Annotated in this window: 13 protein-coding genes; 6 read left to right on the top strand and 7 right to left on the bottom strand. The window is 59.6% G+C overall.

Annotated features, from left to right (window positions below; translation table 11 throughout):
- Positions 1 to 6: 6 nt before the first annotated feature.
- On the bottom strand, positions 7 to 1,887 hold the full coding sequence (locus ACR0MO_RS04930; protein WP_170451356.1) for a monovalent cation:proton antiporter-2 (CPA2) family protein: 1,881 nt from the start codon (positions 1,885 to 1,887) through the stop codon (positions 7 to 9).
- Positions 1,888 to 1,906: 19 nt separating this feature from the next.
- Positions 1,907 to 2,362: an Lrp/AsnC family transcriptional regulator gene (locus ACR0MO_RS04925; protein ID WP_170451354.1), complete on the bottom strand. Its 456-nt coding sequence runs from the start codon at positions 2,360 to 2,362 to the stop codon at positions 1,907 to 1,909.
- Between the two features lie 147 nt (positions 2,363 to 2,509).
- Here ACR0MO_RS04925 and hppD point away from each other — a divergent pair, with 147 nt between their 5' ends.
- Positions 2,510 to 3,607 (top strand): 4-hydroxyphenylpyruvate dioxygenase, encoded by a 1,098-nt coding sequence (gene hppD, locus ACR0MO_RS04920; protein WP_480889963.1) that lies wholly within the window; start codon positions 2,510 to 2,512, stop codon positions 3,605 to 3,607.
- Positions 3,608 to 3,630: 23 nt separating this feature from the next.
- On the opposite strand, the gene ACR0MO_RS04915 is transcribed toward hppD, so the two are convergent.
- Positions 3,631 to 5,592, bottom strand: a complete 1,962-nt coding sequence (locus tag ACR0MO_RS04915) for a hypothetical protein (protein WP_480889960.1) — start codon at positions 5,590 to 5,592, stop codon at positions 3,631 to 3,633.
- Positions 5,593 to 5,756: 164 nt separating this feature from the next.
- Here ACR0MO_RS04915 and ACR0MO_RS04910 point away from each other — a divergent pair, with 164 nt between their 5' ends.
- On the top strand, positions 5,757 to 6,452 hold the full coding sequence (locus tag ACR0MO_RS04910; RefSeq protein ID WP_170451348.1) for an SIMPL domain-containing protein: 696 nt from the start codon (positions 5,757 to 5,759) through the stop codon (positions 6,450 to 6,452).
- A gap of 2 nt (positions 6,453 to 6,454) precedes the next feature.
- Here ACR0MO_RS04910 and ACR0MO_RS04905 read toward each other — a convergent pair whose 3' ends face one another.
- From ACR0MO_RS04905 to ACR0MO_RS04895, 3 genes are all read right to left on the bottom strand, one after another.
- Positions 6,455 to 7,165 (bottom strand): GNAT family N-acetyltransferase, encoded by a 711-nt coding sequence (locus ACR0MO_RS04905; protein ID WP_170621648.1) that lies wholly within the window; start codon positions 7,163 to 7,165, stop codon positions 6,455 to 6,457.
- A gap of 3 nt (positions 7,166 to 7,168) precedes the next feature.
- Positions 7,169 to 8,461, bottom strand: a complete 1,293-nt coding sequence (locus tag ACR0MO_RS04900; protein ID WP_170451344.1) for an O-acetylhomoserine aminocarboxypropyltransferase/cysteine synthase family protein — start codon at positions 8,459 to 8,461, stop codon at positions 7,169 to 7,171.
- Positions 8,462 to 8,532: 71 nt separating this feature from the next.
- Entirely contained in the window at positions 8,533 to 9,528 is a 996-nt protein-coding gene (locus ACR0MO_RS04895; RefSeq protein ID WP_480881172.1) for a hypothetical protein, read from the bottom strand.
- A gap of 289 nt (positions 9,529 to 9,817) precedes the next feature.
- Between ACR0MO_RS04895 and ACR0MO_RS04890 the strand changes: the two genes are divergently transcribed.
- From ACR0MO_RS04890 to ACR0MO_RS04875, 4 genes are all read left to right on the top strand, one after another.
- Positions 9,818 to 11,152 (top strand): NAD(P)-dependent oxidoreductase, encoded by a 1,335-nt coding sequence (locus ACR0MO_RS04890; RefSeq protein WP_170451340.1) that lies wholly within the window; start codon positions 9,818 to 9,820, stop codon positions 11,150 to 11,152.
- 43 nt (positions 11,153 to 11,195) lie between these two features.
- The gene (locus tag ACR0MO_RS04885) at positions 11,196 to 12,032 is read left to right on the top strand and encodes a methyltransferase domain-containing protein (protein ID WP_480889955.1); all 837 of its coding nucleotides are present in this window, start codon (positions 11,196 to 11,198) and stop codon (positions 12,030 to 12,032) included.
- Positions 12,033 to 12,052: 20 nt separating this feature from the next.
- Entirely contained in the window at positions 12,053 to 13,357 is a 1,305-nt protein-coding gene (preA, locus tag ACR0MO_RS04880; protein ID WP_170451336.1) for an NAD-dependent dihydropyrimidine dehydrogenase subunit PreA, read from the top strand.
- A gap of 73 nt (positions 13,358 to 13,430) precedes the next feature.
- A complete protein-coding gene (locus ACR0MO_RS04875; protein WP_170451334.1) occupies positions 13,431 to 13,910 on the top strand; it encodes a hypothetical protein in 480 nt (159 codons plus the stop codon).
- 3 nt (positions 13,911 to 13,913) lie between these two features.
- On the opposite strand, the gene ACR0MO_RS04870 is transcribed toward ACR0MO_RS04875, so the two are convergent.
- Entirely contained in the window at positions 13,914 to 14,522 is a 609-nt protein-coding gene (locus tag ACR0MO_RS04870; protein ID WP_480889953.1) for a TetR family transcriptional regulator C-terminal domain-containing protein, read from the bottom strand.
- Positions 14,523 to 14,658 lie beyond the last annotated feature (136 nt).

Genomic DNA, 14,658 nt, shown 5'->3' with positions numbered 1-14,658 from the left:
CCCCGGTCAGGCGGATTTCTTGGCGTGTTCTTCAGCCAGTTCCAGAAGCGCCGTTTCCAGATCCTTTTCCAGTTTCTGCGCACGCTCGATGTACTTTTTGTTCTCGGCCGTCGGCATGCCCGGAATCCACAACTCGGCCAGTTCGCGCACTGACGTCCGGTCGTGGTGATAAAAGGTCTGCTCGGCCTGCGCGGCCTCGTATTCGCTGAGGCCGATATTCTCCAGAACATAGCGCCCGGCACGCAAGGAACTGTCGAACATCTCGCGGACAATGTCGTTGGCTCCGGCCTGATACAGCTCATATACATGGGTTCTGTCATGGGCGCGCGCGATGATGTGCAGGTCCGGGCGCTGTCTTCTGGCAAAACCGACCAGCCGCGTCACCGTTTTCCGATCATCCATTGCGGCGACAAGAACCGAGGCTTTCTCGAGCCCCGCTGCGCGCAAAAGTTCGGGCCGTGTCGGATCCCCCAGAAAACCTTTGACGCCGAAACGCCGCATCAACTGGATGGTTTCGATATCGTGGTCCAGAACGATGGTCTTGAAGCCGCTGGCCACCACAAGGCGGTTGACGATCTGACCGAACCGCCCGATGCCAGCGATGATCACCGGGCCTCTCTCGTCGATCTCATCCGGTTCCATCGTGGTGGTGGGTTCGCCGATTTTGCGCGACAGCACGTCATAGATGATGAACAGCAGGGGCGTGATCAGCATCGTCAGGGCAATGATCATCAGCAGTTTCTGGGCCAGATCCTGCGGGATGACGTTCTGCTGCCGCGAAAAGGCCAGAAGCACAAAGCCAAATTCGCCTGCCTGCGCCAGACCTAGGGTGAACAGCCAATGATCGCGGCCTTTCAGTTTGAAGGCCTTGCCGACGATATACAGGATGATCCCCTTGGCAAGGATCACCAGCAGGGCCAAGCCAATCAGGTCCAGCGGGTCGTTGAAGAAATAGGCAACGTCAATCCCGGCCCCGACGGTGATGAAGAACAGCCCCAGAAACAGCCCTTTGAAGGGTTCAAGGTCGCTTTCCATCTCGTGCCGGAATTCCGAGCTGGCCAGCACAACGCCCGCCAGAAAGGCACCCAAAGCGGGCGACAGGCCGACAAGGGTCATCAGGAAGGAAATGCCCACCACGATCATCAGCGCCAGCGCCGTATACATCTCGCGCAGGCGGGTGGCGTGGATAAAGCGGAACAGCGGGCGGGTCAGGTAGACGCCTGCCAGAATGACAAAAGCGATTGCGCCTAACGTCACCAGCGTAACCGCCCAGCCCGGCAGTCCTTCGACCAGAGACAGGCTGTGATGCCCGGCGTCATGCAGATGCTCGGCGCCGCGATCGATCGAACCGTCAGCCTCGATATGAGGGATGGCGGGCAGGGCAAGCAGGGGCAGCATGGCCAGAATCGGGATGACCGCAATGTCCTGCGTCAGCAGTACCGAGAAGGTGGCCCGCCCGCCATTTGTCTGCATCAGGCCCTTTTCCGAAAGGGTTTGCAGCACAATCGCCGTCGAGGACAGGCATAAGGTTAACCCCACGGCCAAGGCGACGGACCAAGGGTGATTTGCATAAAAGGCAACGCCCGCGATGACGGCAGTTGACAACAAGACTTGCAGCCCGCCCAGCCCCAGCAGCCTGTCCCGCATGTCCCACAAGGCCCGTGGCTCCAGCTCAAGACCGATCAGGAACAGCATCATGACGACGCCGAACTCGGCCACGTGCTGCAAGTCTTCGGTCTCCGCGCCGACCAGGCCAAGAATGGGGCCGATGATGATGCCGGCGGCCAGGTATCCAAGCACTGACCCCAGCCCCAGACGTGCCGACAGGGGCACGGCAATCACGGCGGCAGCCAGATAAATTGAAGCCTGGTAAAGGAAATCGTCCATATGTGTCCTCGTTGTCCGCTCAGGTCGGCAGGGGGGCGTCGCGTTTCAGTTGGTCCATCACGATCTGGCTTTGAACCCGTGCTACAGCAGGATGCGGCAGGATCACCTGATGAAGCAAGCTGTTGAGCGCGGAAAGATCGTCGCAATAGACATGCAGCAGGTAATCTGCCTCACCCGTCATCGTCCAGGCGCTGGTGATCTCGGGGCGGGCGTCGACCATTCGGGCAAAGCTGGCGGATTGTTCGGGGCCATGGGTGCCCAGATGAACCTGGATGAACCCCTGAACATGTAGCCCAAGCTTCAGCGGGTCCAGCCGGGCGGCGTACCCTGTGATATAACCCTCGGCCTCAAGCCGCTGACGGCGGCGACCCGCCTGACTGGCCGACAGGTTCAGCACCTCGCCCAACTGTTGCGCCGTCAGATGCGCGTCCCGCTGCAAAGCTGCAAGCAATCCGATATCGATATGATCAAGCATGTGCGGCGTTTTCTCAATTTTCTTTTCACAGATGCGAGTTTTGCGCGTCTTTCTTTATTTTACATGAAAACAATGCGCAGAAACAGCGTTGGTTAAGGCGTATTTTAGAATCAGCAAAGAATTACCGGCTTCCCAAGGAGACGCGCCATGGGTCCTTTCCCGCACAACGCCCCGAAATCCGTTATCAGTTCAGAAAACCCCGCAGGCACCGACGGGTTTGAATTCGTCGAATTTGCCCATCCGAACCCGCAAGAGCTGCGCGATCTGTTCGCCAAGATGGGCTTTGATCTGGTCGCCCGTCACAAGGGTAAACCCCTGGTCGAGCTGTGGCAGCAGGGCGATGTCACCTATATCCTGAACGCCGACCCGGACAGCTTCGCCGACAAGTTCGTGGCCGAGCACGGGCCCTGTGCCCCTGCGATGGGCTGGCGCGTGGTGGATGCGCAAAAGGCGTATGAGCACGCGGTGTCCAAAGGGGCCGAACCCTATGACGAGGCGGACAAAACCATGGACGTGCCTGCCATCAAGGGCATTGGTGGATCGTTGCTGTATTTCATCGATCAGTATTACGACACGTCGCCCTACAATCAGGAATTCGAGTGGATCAAGGAATCCAAGCCGCGGGGCGAGGGGTTCTATTACCTCGATCACCTGACCCACAATGTCTACAAGGGCAACATGGACAAGTGGTTCAGGTTTTACGGCGATCTGTTCAACTTCCGCGAAATCCGGTTCTTCGACATTCAGGGCAAGTTCACCGGGCTTTACAGCCGCGCCTTGACCTCACCCTGTGGCCGCATTCGTATCCCGATCAATGAGGATCGCGGCGAGACCGGGCAGATCGTGTCTTACCTCAAGAAATACAAGGGCGAAGGCATCCAGCATATCGCAGTGGGCAGCGAGGATATCTATGCCTCGACCGATGCCATCGCCGAGAACGGTCTGAAATTCATGCCCGGCCCGAACCGCGCCTATTACGACATGTCGAAAGAGCGTGTGACGGATCATGACGAGCCGTTGGACCGGATGATGAAACACGGCATCCTGATCGATGGCGAAGGCGTTGTGGACGGGGGTGAGACGCGGATTTTGCTGCAAATCTTCTCAAAAACCGTGATCGGGCCGATCTTCTTCGAATTCATCCAGCGCAAGGGCGATGACGGATTTGGCGAGGGTAACTTTCAGGCCCTGTTCGAATCCATCGAGCGTGAGCAGATCGAAAGCGGCGAGATTTCGGCGGCTTGACGCGCGCCTGATAGGCAAAGTGATCATCCACGCGGCATCGACAGGGTCACGTTGCGGCCCTTTTTCTGATACCGCAACTCACTGTCGCTGATGGCGATGACCTTGCCGCCGTCAACCCGGTCACCGACCTTCAGTTTCTTGTACCGACCGCTGGGCAAGCGGACCAAAGCGCGCCGGTTAGCGGGCGTACCATAGACCCCGATCAGATTCAGCCTGCGCAGGTTGATGGCGTTGTCGATGGTCGCCTGCCGCGCAACAGACGCGGTGGACGGGATTTTGGGGGCGACGGCCTTGGGCTGGAACGATCCGGCCTCGTCACTGTTTTGGTCGACAGCAGCGGTTGAGCCCAGATTGGATGCGGCAGGGGCTGCTGCCGCGACGCGCACAAGACCTGCAGGCCGTGTTTTGGGGCGCGGCACGCGCACAACGGCCAGGGCGGTGGGCGTGTCATCCACCTCGGGCGCGGCTTGCAGAGATTCGGGCCGGAGTTTTGGCCGCATCACCGCCAGTTCTTCCAGGGACCGACCGCCCAACTGCTGACGCTCGAACCGTTCGTCCAGATTGTCCGGGCGGGGTTTCGGGCGGAACCCGGCAAGGCGTGTGTCGGTTTCCTCGACCACGGGTTCCTCTTCGAAACGCGTGGGAACATCCGGCGGAACCGAGGAGGGGCGACCGAGATAGACCATAATGCCGTCAGGGTTCAGGGTGCCGTCCGGGGAAGGTACCACAAGCCCACGCTCATCCAGATCGAAACCCGCCACGGCTGCGCGCGTCAGGGCAGGGGCGTCAAACGGCAGATCCGTTTCGAAGCTTTCGGCAGGTGCCAGCGCCACCGCGTCGTTCGAGAAGTCGGACTTGTCGATTGAGGCAAGATACAGATCGTCCGGCTCGATCAGAGATGGTTCGCTGGGGCGGTCGGGTGCGAGATCAACAACCACGACGCCCGGTTCAACGTCTTGCGCGGTGTCGGAGTCCCGTTCGATCTCTTCCACCGGGGTTGGCTGCACCTTCAACGCCTCCAGAATCGCCGCGTCTGTTGGCGATAAGGCGGGCTGGTCGTCGGGCGCCTGCGGTTGTGGCGCCGAAGGCTCGGCCGAGGCCAAGGTATCTTCATCCGGCACAAGGTCGGTCGCTGGCGCACCTGCTACTTCGGTTTCAGTAGGCGGTGTTTCGGCAAGGTCTTGGGCGGCTTCTTCATCCGGTGTCGCGGTCAGAAGGTCTGGCTCGCCTTCGGCCAGAACATCCTCATCCTGCACGCCCATCAGGGACCATGCGCCGATTGCCACCGCCAACACAGCAGCCGCTGCGATGGCTGGAACGGTCAGACGTTTGGGATCAAAACCATTGCCACCCAAAGGCACATCAGTATCCGGCGGAACAGGAGAGCGGAAGGCATCGGGTGCTGCCGTTTCGGCAATGGCGTGGACCGTTGGCTCTGGTTCTTCCTCGACCTCGGGCTCTACCCGTGCAGCGGGATGTTCGATTTCGGGCACTGCAACGGGCGCAATCGGCGCAGGCTCCAGATCAAATATCGGCTTGCCGGGAAATGTGTCTTCGTCGGGGTCTGCCGTGTAGGCAACGGGGACAAACCCGTGCTCGGCAGTAAAGCTCTGCGCTTCGTTCAGCGTTTGCAGCGACACAGCCGCGCCAAATGTCGTTCCGTCCTGACGGACAGTGGCGAAACTCAGTTCCGATTGCTTATAAGGCGTTGCTGCAACCAGCTCATCGCGAACCTTCTGTGCGCTGTCTTCAGGCGACAGATCACCCGTTTCAACCGAGAGATAGCGAATCTGATCCGCCGGAATCACCACATTGCAGCTTAGGTCATTTTCCAGCGCAAAGGCCTGATCCCGCAACGCATGGATCTGCGCGTTCAGATCATCCGCATCCAGAGAAACGGTTCCAATACTGTACCACTCGCCCTCGGACAGGTGGTGCAGCGAAATTCCGGTTGTAGAAAATGACAGCGCAAAGGCGGGTTTCATAATCCCGTGGAACCATAACTCATATCATCAGCGCAAACGATAACACGCCTGCAGACCGACCCTAAAGCAGGAAGCCGCCGAGGGAAAGAAAAAGCCAAGCACCCCCCTTGTATGGCAAAGCCCTGCCAACCCATGTTGAAGGCAATTAGTTTGGAGGGATGACCTTGAAGACATTCGCTTTTCTGGCCGCCATGATGGCCGCAACAACCGCCGGGCTGGCACATGCGGAAGAACGTCGCATCAATGTGGACGCCACGGGAACCGTGCAGGTCGCGCCCGATATGGCGACGATCACGCTGGGCGTGACAAACGAAAACGCCGAAGCCTCTGTGGCGATGCAGGCGACATCGGACGCTGTGGCGCAGGTTCTGGCCCGTCTGACCGACATGGGGATCGAGGATCGGGATGTGCAAACGCGCGACCTGTCCCTGTCGCCGGTCTGGTCGAATCGAAATCAGCGGGACGGCAGCGCGCCCGAGATCACAGGCTTTGTTGCGTCGAACCGGGTATTTGTGCGGGTGCGAGATCTGAGCCAGTTGGGACAGATCATGGATGCCGTCATTCAGGACGGGGCCAATGATTTCGGCGGCCTCAGCTTTGGTTTGCAGGACCCCAAACCGATTGAGGTGCAGGCCCGCGCCAAGGCGGTGGGCGAAGCTACAGCCAAGGCCGAGCAACTGGCGCAAGCGGCAAATGTCACTTTGGGTCCGGTCCAGACAATCTCGGAACGCGGTGGCGGTGTGCGCCCTATGGCCGAGATGCGCGCTTTCAGCGCGGCGGATGCCGGTAGTGTACCCGTGGCCAGCGGAGAGATTTCGGTTTCGGTCAGCGTCTCGATGGAATTCGAGATTTCCGAGTAAGACTACGCCTCGGCGCGGGTCATCAGCGGTTTTCGTTGCTGGCCCGCCGCGTCGAAATTGTCGGGCGACAGCCATTCTTCGAACGCGGCCTTGATACGGGGCCAGTCACTGTCGATGATCGCGTACCACGCCGTATCCCGATTGCGGCCCTTGTAATGGGTCGCCTGCCGGAAGATGCCCTCGAACGTGAAACCCAATCGCTGCGCCGCCCGGCACGAGGCGGCATTGAGCGCGTCGCATTTCCATTCATACCGGCGATAGCCCAACTCGTCGAAGACACGTTTCATCATCAGGTACATAACTTCGGTCGATTGCGGCTTGCGCTGCAACAGGGGGGAGAAGTGGATGTGCCCCACCTCAATTGCCCCGGCCGCAGGCGCAATCCGCAGGTACGAGGCCATGCCCACCGGCACCTCATCCGCATCCAAGACTGTGTGAAACATCGGATCCGCATCCATACAGTTGGCGCGGGCCCAGGTTTCAAAATCCGGCTCGGACTCAAACGGGCCGTAGGGCAGGTAGGTCCAGTTCCGATGATCGGCGTCATTGGCAAACGCCCGGAACAATCCGGGCGCATGTCTGTTCACGTCCAGCGGCACGACCGAGCAATACTGGCCCATCATCGGCGTATAAGGCGGTGTCGGGCGCGGGAAATCGCCTGTGACCGGCAGACCGATGGGTTGACCCAGCGCGTTGGTGTCGTGCCCGCTCATGGCTTAGTTACTGGCTTTGGCCAGGGCCTGATCCAGATCGGCGATCAGGTCATTGGCATCCTCGATCCCGATGGATACACGCACCACGTTGGGGCTTGCGCCCGCAGCCTCTTGCTGTTCCGGTGTCAACTGACGGTGCGTGGTCGAGGCCGAGTGGATGATCAGCGACCGGGCATCACCCAGATTGGCGACATGGCTGAAAATCTCCAGCGCGTTGACCAGCTTGATACAGGCGTCATAGCCACCTTTGACGGCAAAGGTGAACAGCGCACCCGCGCCGCGAGGGTACTGCGCCTTGACCCGGTCGTGATAGGGCGACGAGGGCAGGCCCGCATAGGTCACGTAGTCCACGCGATCATCGGCTTCGAGCCATGCTGCGATCTTTTGCGCGTTCTCGACATGACGCTCCATCCGCAGCGACAGGGTCTCGATCCCCATCAGCGTGTAATGCGCGGCTTGCGGGTTCATGGTCATGCCCAGATCGCGCAACCCGATGGCGATGCCATGGAAGGTGAAGGCCAGTGGCCCAAAGGTCTCGTGGAATTTCAGCCCGTGATACGCCTGTTCCGGTTCGCTGAGTGAGGGGAACTTGTCATTCGCCGACCAGTCGAACTTGCCCGAATCCACGATGCAACCGCCGGTGACAGTGCCATTGCCGGTCAAATACTTGGTGGTCGAATGCACCACCAGCGTCGCCCCGTGTTCGATCGGGCGGCACAGGTAGGGCGTGGCCGAGGTGTTGTCGACGATCAGCGGAATGCCTGCCTCGTCAGCCACATCCGCCAGCGCGCGGATGTCGGTGACATAGCCGCCCGGGTTGGCGATGGATTCGCAGAACACCGCGCGGGTGTTTTCGTCGATGGCAGCCTTCACCGCGTCCAGATCATCGGTGTCCACAAACGTGGCCGACCAGCCAAAGCGTTTGATCGTCTGGCTGAACTGGGTGACGGTGCCGCCATACAAACGGGTCGAGGCCACCACATTGCAGCCCGGTCCCATCAGCGGGAACAGCGCCATGATCTGTGCCGCGTGGCCCGACGAACAGCAGACCGCGCCAACGCCGCCTTCCAGGGTCGCCACACGCTCTTGCAGCACGGCCACCGTCGGGTTGGTCAGGCGCGAGTAGATGAACCCAACCTCTTGCAGGTTGAACAGGGCTGCAGCGTGGTCGGCATCGCGGAACACATAGGCCGTGGATTGGTAGATCGGTGTCTGCCGCGCGCCGGTTGCCGGGTCCGGGCGTGCGCCCGCGTGAATTTGCAGCGTGTCGAAACCGTAGGTGGGGCCGTCAGACATCAAAAAATCTCCTGTTGGAATGTGTGTTGCCGAATCTGTAGGACATTGCCCGCCGTCACACAACGCTGCTGTCAGCGCATCCAAAGCCCTTGCGCTTTGATCCGGTTGCGAATGGCCTGTTCGCGGCTGGGCAGCGCGTTGCGGTCGAACAGGTCCCGGATTTTCTGACCCTTGCCCTGAACCACCAGCTTTTTGATCGGGTCATACTGTTTCAGGACCTTCTTGACCTTGTTCGGGGCCGTAACGGTTTCCAGAACATCGATCACATGGTCGCTTTCGCGGGCATAAAGCATCGGAAACAAGCGGTAGTGACAACTGACCGAGCCGTCCAGAAGCCCCTCGGGCAGGGCATCGCGTCCGCCGCCGAAGGAATGGATCACAAGGGGCAGGGCGGCCTGATCCAGCCAGGGATCGAGGTTCTGTCCGACCAGTTCCGGAAAATGCTCATCCCGGATGGTGCGCGCGTAGTCCAGGAACCGCTCACCGAACTGGCGCGGACATTTGTAGAAGAAATAGCCCGCGTTGAAATACAGATACCGCCGCCAGTGTTCGTGCGGTTGGCTTGTGTCAATCGAGCTGTCGAAGTCCAGACCAAATCGCTGATACAGCGCCGACCAGATGCCGTCAAAACCTGGCCCGTACAGCGTGGGCTTGGGCCAGGTGCCTTCGACCTTCAAGGATGCGCTTGGCCGGTCGAAATCAAACGGAACGCTGCCCAGATCGCCCGTGATCAGCGTGTCTGTGTCAAAGAAAACAAAGGGTTCGCCCTCGGGCAGGGCCAGAAGCGCCTCGATCTTGTTGCCATAGGGATAGCTTTCACCAAAGACATGGCTGTCGAAGGGCAGGATCTCGGCACCCAGATGTTTCAGCGCATTCAGAACGTCTTCGTCCTGAATGGCGGGGTTCTGAGGCCAACGCGGGCCGGGATTGGGCGTGGCGACAAACAGACGACCTTTAAAATCGGGCGAGGAATGGCGCAGCGAGGCTGCGAACAGCACGGCCTCGTATTGCAGGCGGTTGTTCTGACCGATGATGACGATGTTGAAATCTTGCGAAGCTGCCCGCATCTGTGCCCGTCCCAAACATGCGCGTTGTCTCACGCACCTGCCTTCGGGCTTACAGCAAGCCGGATGGGGCGTCAAAAGACAGTTGAGGTCCGGCGACCCGACTTGAACGGGTTATCCCGACACGCCGCCCTGCAAAATGCTTAGAAAGTGAGCAAAACGGGGCCAAATCCGGTCTGTATCGGCTGCCGGATTCAAATTTTTTTACCATTTGGCAAATTTTACCAATTGATAAAAAATCAAAATGTGGCAAGCTGAGGCCATAACAAACATATCTACAGGGAGTAGAGTGATGGCACAGGGCCAGATGGCACCCGGGATCGTCTCCGGGCGGCTTTCCAGCGATGAGCTGACCTCGAATTTCACCGATCTGCATCCGCCACTGGCCCCGCATGAGGCTGCCGTGGCCGCAGACCGCTGCTATTTCTGCTATGACGCGCCATGCGTGACGGCCTGTCCGACGGATATCGATATTCCGTTGTTCATTCGCCAGATTCAGGCAGGTCAGCCGCAATCGGCGGGGCGGACTATTCTGGACCAGAATATTCTGGGCGGTATGTGCGCCCGCGTCTGTCCGACCGAAACTCTGTGCGAAGAAGCCTGTGTGCGCGAAACAGCCGAAGGCAAACCGGTTGAGATCGGGCGTCTGCAACGCTTTGCGACTGATGATGTGATGGCCTCGGGCGTTCATCCGTTCGAACGTGCCGCCGCGACGGGCAAAACCATCGCTGTGATCGGGGCAGGGCCTGCCGGTCTGGCCTGCGCGCATCGGCTGGCAATGCTGGGCCATGATGTGGTGATCCATGAAGGCAAACCTAAGCCCGGCGGTCTGAACGAATACGGGATTGCCGCTTACAAATCGACCAATGACTTCGCGCAGGCCGAGGTGGATTGGCTGCTGAAGATCGGCGGTATTTCCATCGAAACGGGGTCGCTGTTGGGCGAGGGCCTCTCGCTTGAAGGCCTGATCGAGAATTACGACGCCGTGTTCCTGTCCATCGGTCTTGCTGGCGTGAACGCGCTGCGGGCGCAAGGGGTAGACAAGGACGGCGTGCGCGCTGCGGTCGATTTCATCTCGGACGTGCGGCAAGCGTCGGATCTGGCCGATTTGCCAGTGGGGCGCAATGTCGTTGTGATCGGGGGCGGCATGACTGCTGTTGACGCGGCGGTGAAGTCGAAACTGCTGGGTGCCGAGCATGTCACGATTGCCTACCGCCGTGGGCGGGACGCAATGGGTGCCAGCCGGTATGAGCAGGATCTCGCGGCATCGCACGGGGTTCGGATCATGACTAATGTTCAGCCTGTTGCGGTTCATGGCAACGGTGCGGCGGTCGAGGTCGAGTTGGAATATACCTCAAGCCAGAATGGTCAGCTGACTGGAACCGGCGAGACCATTCGCCTGCCTGCAGATCAGGTGCTGAAAGCGATTGGTCAAACGCTGGACGGCGCGCCCGAAGGTCTGGAACTGGACGGCAACAAGATCGCCGTCAGCGGGGCCGGACGCACCTCGATGGCTGGTGTCTGGGCGGGCGGCGACTGCGCCGCGGGCGGGGAAGACCTGACTGTGACCGCCGTTGCCGAAGGCCGGGACGCGGCGATGGACATCCACGCGAGCCTTGTTTCGTGATAGGGTGAGGCATTCAACTCATCCCATTCGCTGAGGTACCGTTATGTCCCAGATCGAAAACGCAGTTGCCCAACACTACACTACCGGCGCTCTGACGGATCGCGTGCGCGATGCCCTGAAAACCAGTGGCGTTGACCCCGACGCGGCCACGGTCGCGGACCTGAAAGCCGGTGACGAGTTTCACACTGGCGGGGTTCTCGCCACGGATCATCTGTTTGCCCAGCTGTCGCCCACCCATGCGACGCGGGTGCTGGATGTGGGCTGCGGGATCGGCGGGACATCGCGTTATGTCGTGGACCGGTACGACTCGAGGGTGACAGGGGTCGACCTGACACCTGAGTTTGTCGAAACGGCAACGGCACTCAGCGAGATCGTGGGGCATTCCGACAAGGTCGAGTTCCACGTCGGCAGTGCTTTGGACATGCCAGTACCGGATGCCGGGTTCGATCTGGCGGTGATGCTGCATGTCGGCATGAACATCGAAGACAAGGCCGGGCTGTTTGCCGAGGTGTCGCGCGCACTTGCCACGGGTGGCAGCTTTGCCCTGTTCGACGTGATGGCTGGTGCAACAGACGAACCGTTGGCTTTCCCCTTGCCTTGGTCGACTGTGGCCGAGACTTCGTTTGTGCACGCGCCAGAGGTCTATAAGGACGCAGCCGCATCGGCGGGGCTTGAATTGGTGACCGAGACGGATCGTACCGAATTCGCCATCAAGTTCTTCGAGGAAGTCTTTGCAAAGATTGCCGAAACCGGCCCCGCGCCGTTGGGCATCCACCTGATGATGGGTGATACGGCACCAGAGAAGTTTCAAAACTACGTCGCAAACCTGCATGCCGGGCGGATTCGCCCGACCGAGATGATTTTCAAGAAAACCGGCTGAGGAGCCGGAAAGGAGTACCCATGGCTGACCTGACGACAGACTTTCTGGGCATTTCCAGCCCCAACCCCTACTGGCTGGCCTCGGCCCCGCCGACCGACAAGGAATACAACGTCCGCCGCGCCTTCGAGGCCGGATGGGGTGGTGTGGTCTGGAAGACACTGGGGGCCGAGGGCCCTCCGGTCGTGAACGTCAACGGCCCGCGTTACGGGGCCATATATGGCGCGGATCGGCGGTTGCTGGGGCTCAACAATATCGAACTGATCACTGACCGGCCCTTGGAAGTGAACCTTGAAGAAATGGCGCGGGTCAAGGCGGATTACCCGGACCGCGCGCTGATCGCCTCGATCATGGTGCCGTGCGAGGAAGAAGCGTGGAAAGCCATCCTTCCGCGTGTTGCCGAAACGGGCGCGGACGGCATCGAACTGAACTTCGGCTGCCCGCACGGGATGAGCGAGCGGGGAATGGGGTCTGCCGTAGGGCAGGTGCCGGAATATATCGAGATGGTCACCCGTTGGTGCAAGATGTACTATGACCGCCCGGTGATCGTGAAGCTGACGCCGAACATCACGGATATCCGCAAACCCGCGGCTGCGGCGCGGAATGGCGGGGCCGATGCGGTCTCGCTGATCAACACGATCAACTCGATCACCAGCGTGAACCTGGACACGTTCAGCCCCGAACCCTCGATTGACGGCAAAGGCAGCCATGGCGGTTACTGCGGCCCTGCAGTCAAGCCAATTGCGTTGTCGATGGTCTCGGAAATCGCACGGGCCGAGGCGACGCACGGCATGCCGATTTCCGGCATTGGCGGCGTCACCACGTGGCGTGACGCGGCAGAGTTCATCTCATTGGGTTGTGGCAATGTGCAGGTCTGCACGGCGGCCATGACCTATGGGTTCAAGATCATCGACGAACTGACGGCGGGCCTGTCCGAATGGATGGATGAGAAAGGCTATACCAGTGTTTCCGAAGTTGTTGGGCGGGCGGTGCCCAATGTGACCGACTGGCAGTATCTGAACCTGAACTACATCGCCAAGGCCAAGATCGATCAGGACCAGTGCATCAAATGCGGTCGCTGCTACGCCGCCTGTGAAGACACCAGTCATCAGGCAATTTCGATGTCGCCAGATCGCGTGTTCGAGGTGATCGACGAGGAATGCGTCGCCTGCAACCTCTGCGTGGATGTCTGCCCGGTCGAAGGCTGCATCTCGATGGAGCCAATGGCAGCGGGCGCGGTCGATCCGCGCACCGGCAAGGTCGTGCAGAAGGAATATGCCAACTGGACGTCCCACCCGAACAACCCGATGGCGAAAGCCGCCGAGTAAGAGATACCGGTATCCCGCAAAAACCGGTTCGGTGATACAGTACCGCTGACGGACAGGATCAAAGGAGAATGTCATGCCAGCGGCACCACCGGGCCGGAACAAGGGTGGCAACCGGGTCACAAAGCTTGACCGGGACACATCCAAAAAGAACGTCGCCCTGTCCAAAGCCAAACAGCGCGATGCGCTGGCGGCAAAGAACTTCGTGCTGCACCAGAAGCAGGTCAAAAAGGACTTGGATCAGATGATCAAGCTGCGCCGCTCGATCGAAGAGATGCTGAAAAAGCTGAAAGAGGACCGTCAGCTGGATCAGCGCTTTCTGGGGCAGGTCAAGAAAAAGGTCAAAGCTTTACAGGATTTTGACAAATTCATCAAAGCGTCCGAGCGTGAGCATTCCATCGGCGTCCAGCAGCCCAAGATGTATACCGCCATCGTACGGGATGCCGGGAAAGTGCCCAAGATCAACACGGTTAACACAATGGGCGATCTGACCATATTGCTGGCCATGGCCATCGTGATTTTGAAACGAATACTGGCTCTGAAACCCGCGAAATAAACCTTAGGGTGTCAGCAGTTTGCGATAGAGCATCTCGACAAACGGCTCGGCCCCTTCGAACGGGTCTTCCTCGCCCAGAATGGCGCGGACCTGCACGTCAAAATCGGCGTAATGCTGGGTCAAGGCCCAGATCGAAAAGAACAGATGATAGGGGTGCACGCGGGCAATTTCACCGTCATCCATCCATCTGGTCAGGATCTCGGATTTCGAGTCGACCAGGGCCTTGAGGTCGGTGGACAGGGCATCATGTATGCGCGGCGCGCCCTGTACCAGTTCATTGGCAAACAGGCGGCTTTCGCGCGGTAATTCGCGGCTCATCTGCAGTTTGCGCCGGATGTAGGACAGGATTTCCTGCATCGGATCGCCGTTTTCGTCCAGATCGTGCAATGGGGCCAGCCAAACGTCCAGCAAACCGGACAAAAGCGCGGTGTGGATCGCCTCTTTCGAGGGGAAATAATACAGCAGGTTGGGCTTGCTCAGACCGGCCTCGGCCGCGATCTGATCGACGGTCGCCCCGCGAAACCCATGCGCCGAGAACACGTTCAAAGCGGCTTCGAGAATCGCGGCGCGGTTCTTTTTCTGAATTCGGGTTGGTGCGCGGTCTTTGGGCATGGTTCCTGCGTGTCTCTTTTTAGCCAAGTGAGTGTGAATTATGCGGAAAAATTCCGCTGTGTTTCGCAATTTCTTGACTGATGTCGAACCCGTGATAGCGTGAGTTTGACCAGATGGTCAAATCAAGACACCAAAA

Source organism: Ruegeria sp. K5, assembly GCF_056531805.1.
Note: the sequence above shows the minus strand (reverse complement) of the source record. Positions and strands in the feature narration are given on the sequence as shown.

Excerpts from the sequence above, each read along its gene's own strand:
- ACR0MO_RS04930 (WP_170451356.1), bottom strand. The coding sequence starts at position 1,887 with ATGGACGATTTCCTTTACCAGGCTTCAATTTATCTGGCTGCCGCCGTG.
- ACR0MO_RS04925 (WP_170451354.1), bottom strand. The coding sequence starts at position 2,362 with ATGCTTGATCATATCGATATCGGATTGCTTGCAGCTTTGCAGCGGGAC.
- hppD (WP_480889963.1), top strand. The coding sequence starts at position 2,510 with ATGGGTCCTTTCCCGCACAACGCCCCGAAATCCGTTATCAGTTCAGAA.
- ACR0MO_RS04915 (WP_480889960.1), bottom strand. The coding sequence starts at position 5,592 with ATGAAACCCGCCTTTGCGCTGTCATTTTCTACAACCGGAATTTCGCTG.
- ACR0MO_RS04905 (WP_170621648.1), bottom strand. The coding sequence starts at position 7,165 with ATGAGCGGGCACGACACCAACGCGCTGGGTCAACCCATCGGTCTGCCG.
- ACR0MO_RS04900 (WP_170451344.1), bottom strand. The coding sequence starts at position 8,461 with ATGTCTGACGGCCCCACCTACGGTTTCGACACGCTGCAAATTCACGCG.
- ACR0MO_RS04895 (WP_480881172.1), bottom strand. The coding sequence starts at position 9,528 with ATGCGGGCAGCTTCGCAAGATTTCAACATCGTCATCATCGGTCAGAAC.
- ACR0MO_RS04890 (WP_170451340.1), top strand. The coding sequence starts at position 9,818 with ATGGCACAGGGCCAGATGGCACCCGGGATCGTCTCCGGGCGGCTTTCC.
- ACR0MO_RS04885 (WP_480889955.1), top strand. The coding sequence starts at position 11,196 with ATGTCCCAGATCGAAAACGCAGTTGCCCAACACTACACTACCGGCGCT.
- preA (WP_170451336.1), top strand. The coding sequence starts at position 12,053 with ATGGCTGACCTGACGACAGACTTTCTGGGCATTTCCAGCCCCAACCCC.
- ACR0MO_RS04875 (WP_170451334.1), top strand. The coding sequence starts at position 13,431 with ATGCCAGCGGCACCACCGGGCCGGAACAAGGGTGGCAACCGGGTCACA.
- ACR0MO_RS04870 (WP_480889953.1), bottom strand. The coding sequence starts at position 14,522 with ATGCCCAAAGACCGCGCACCAACCCGAATTCAGAAAAAGAACCGCGCC.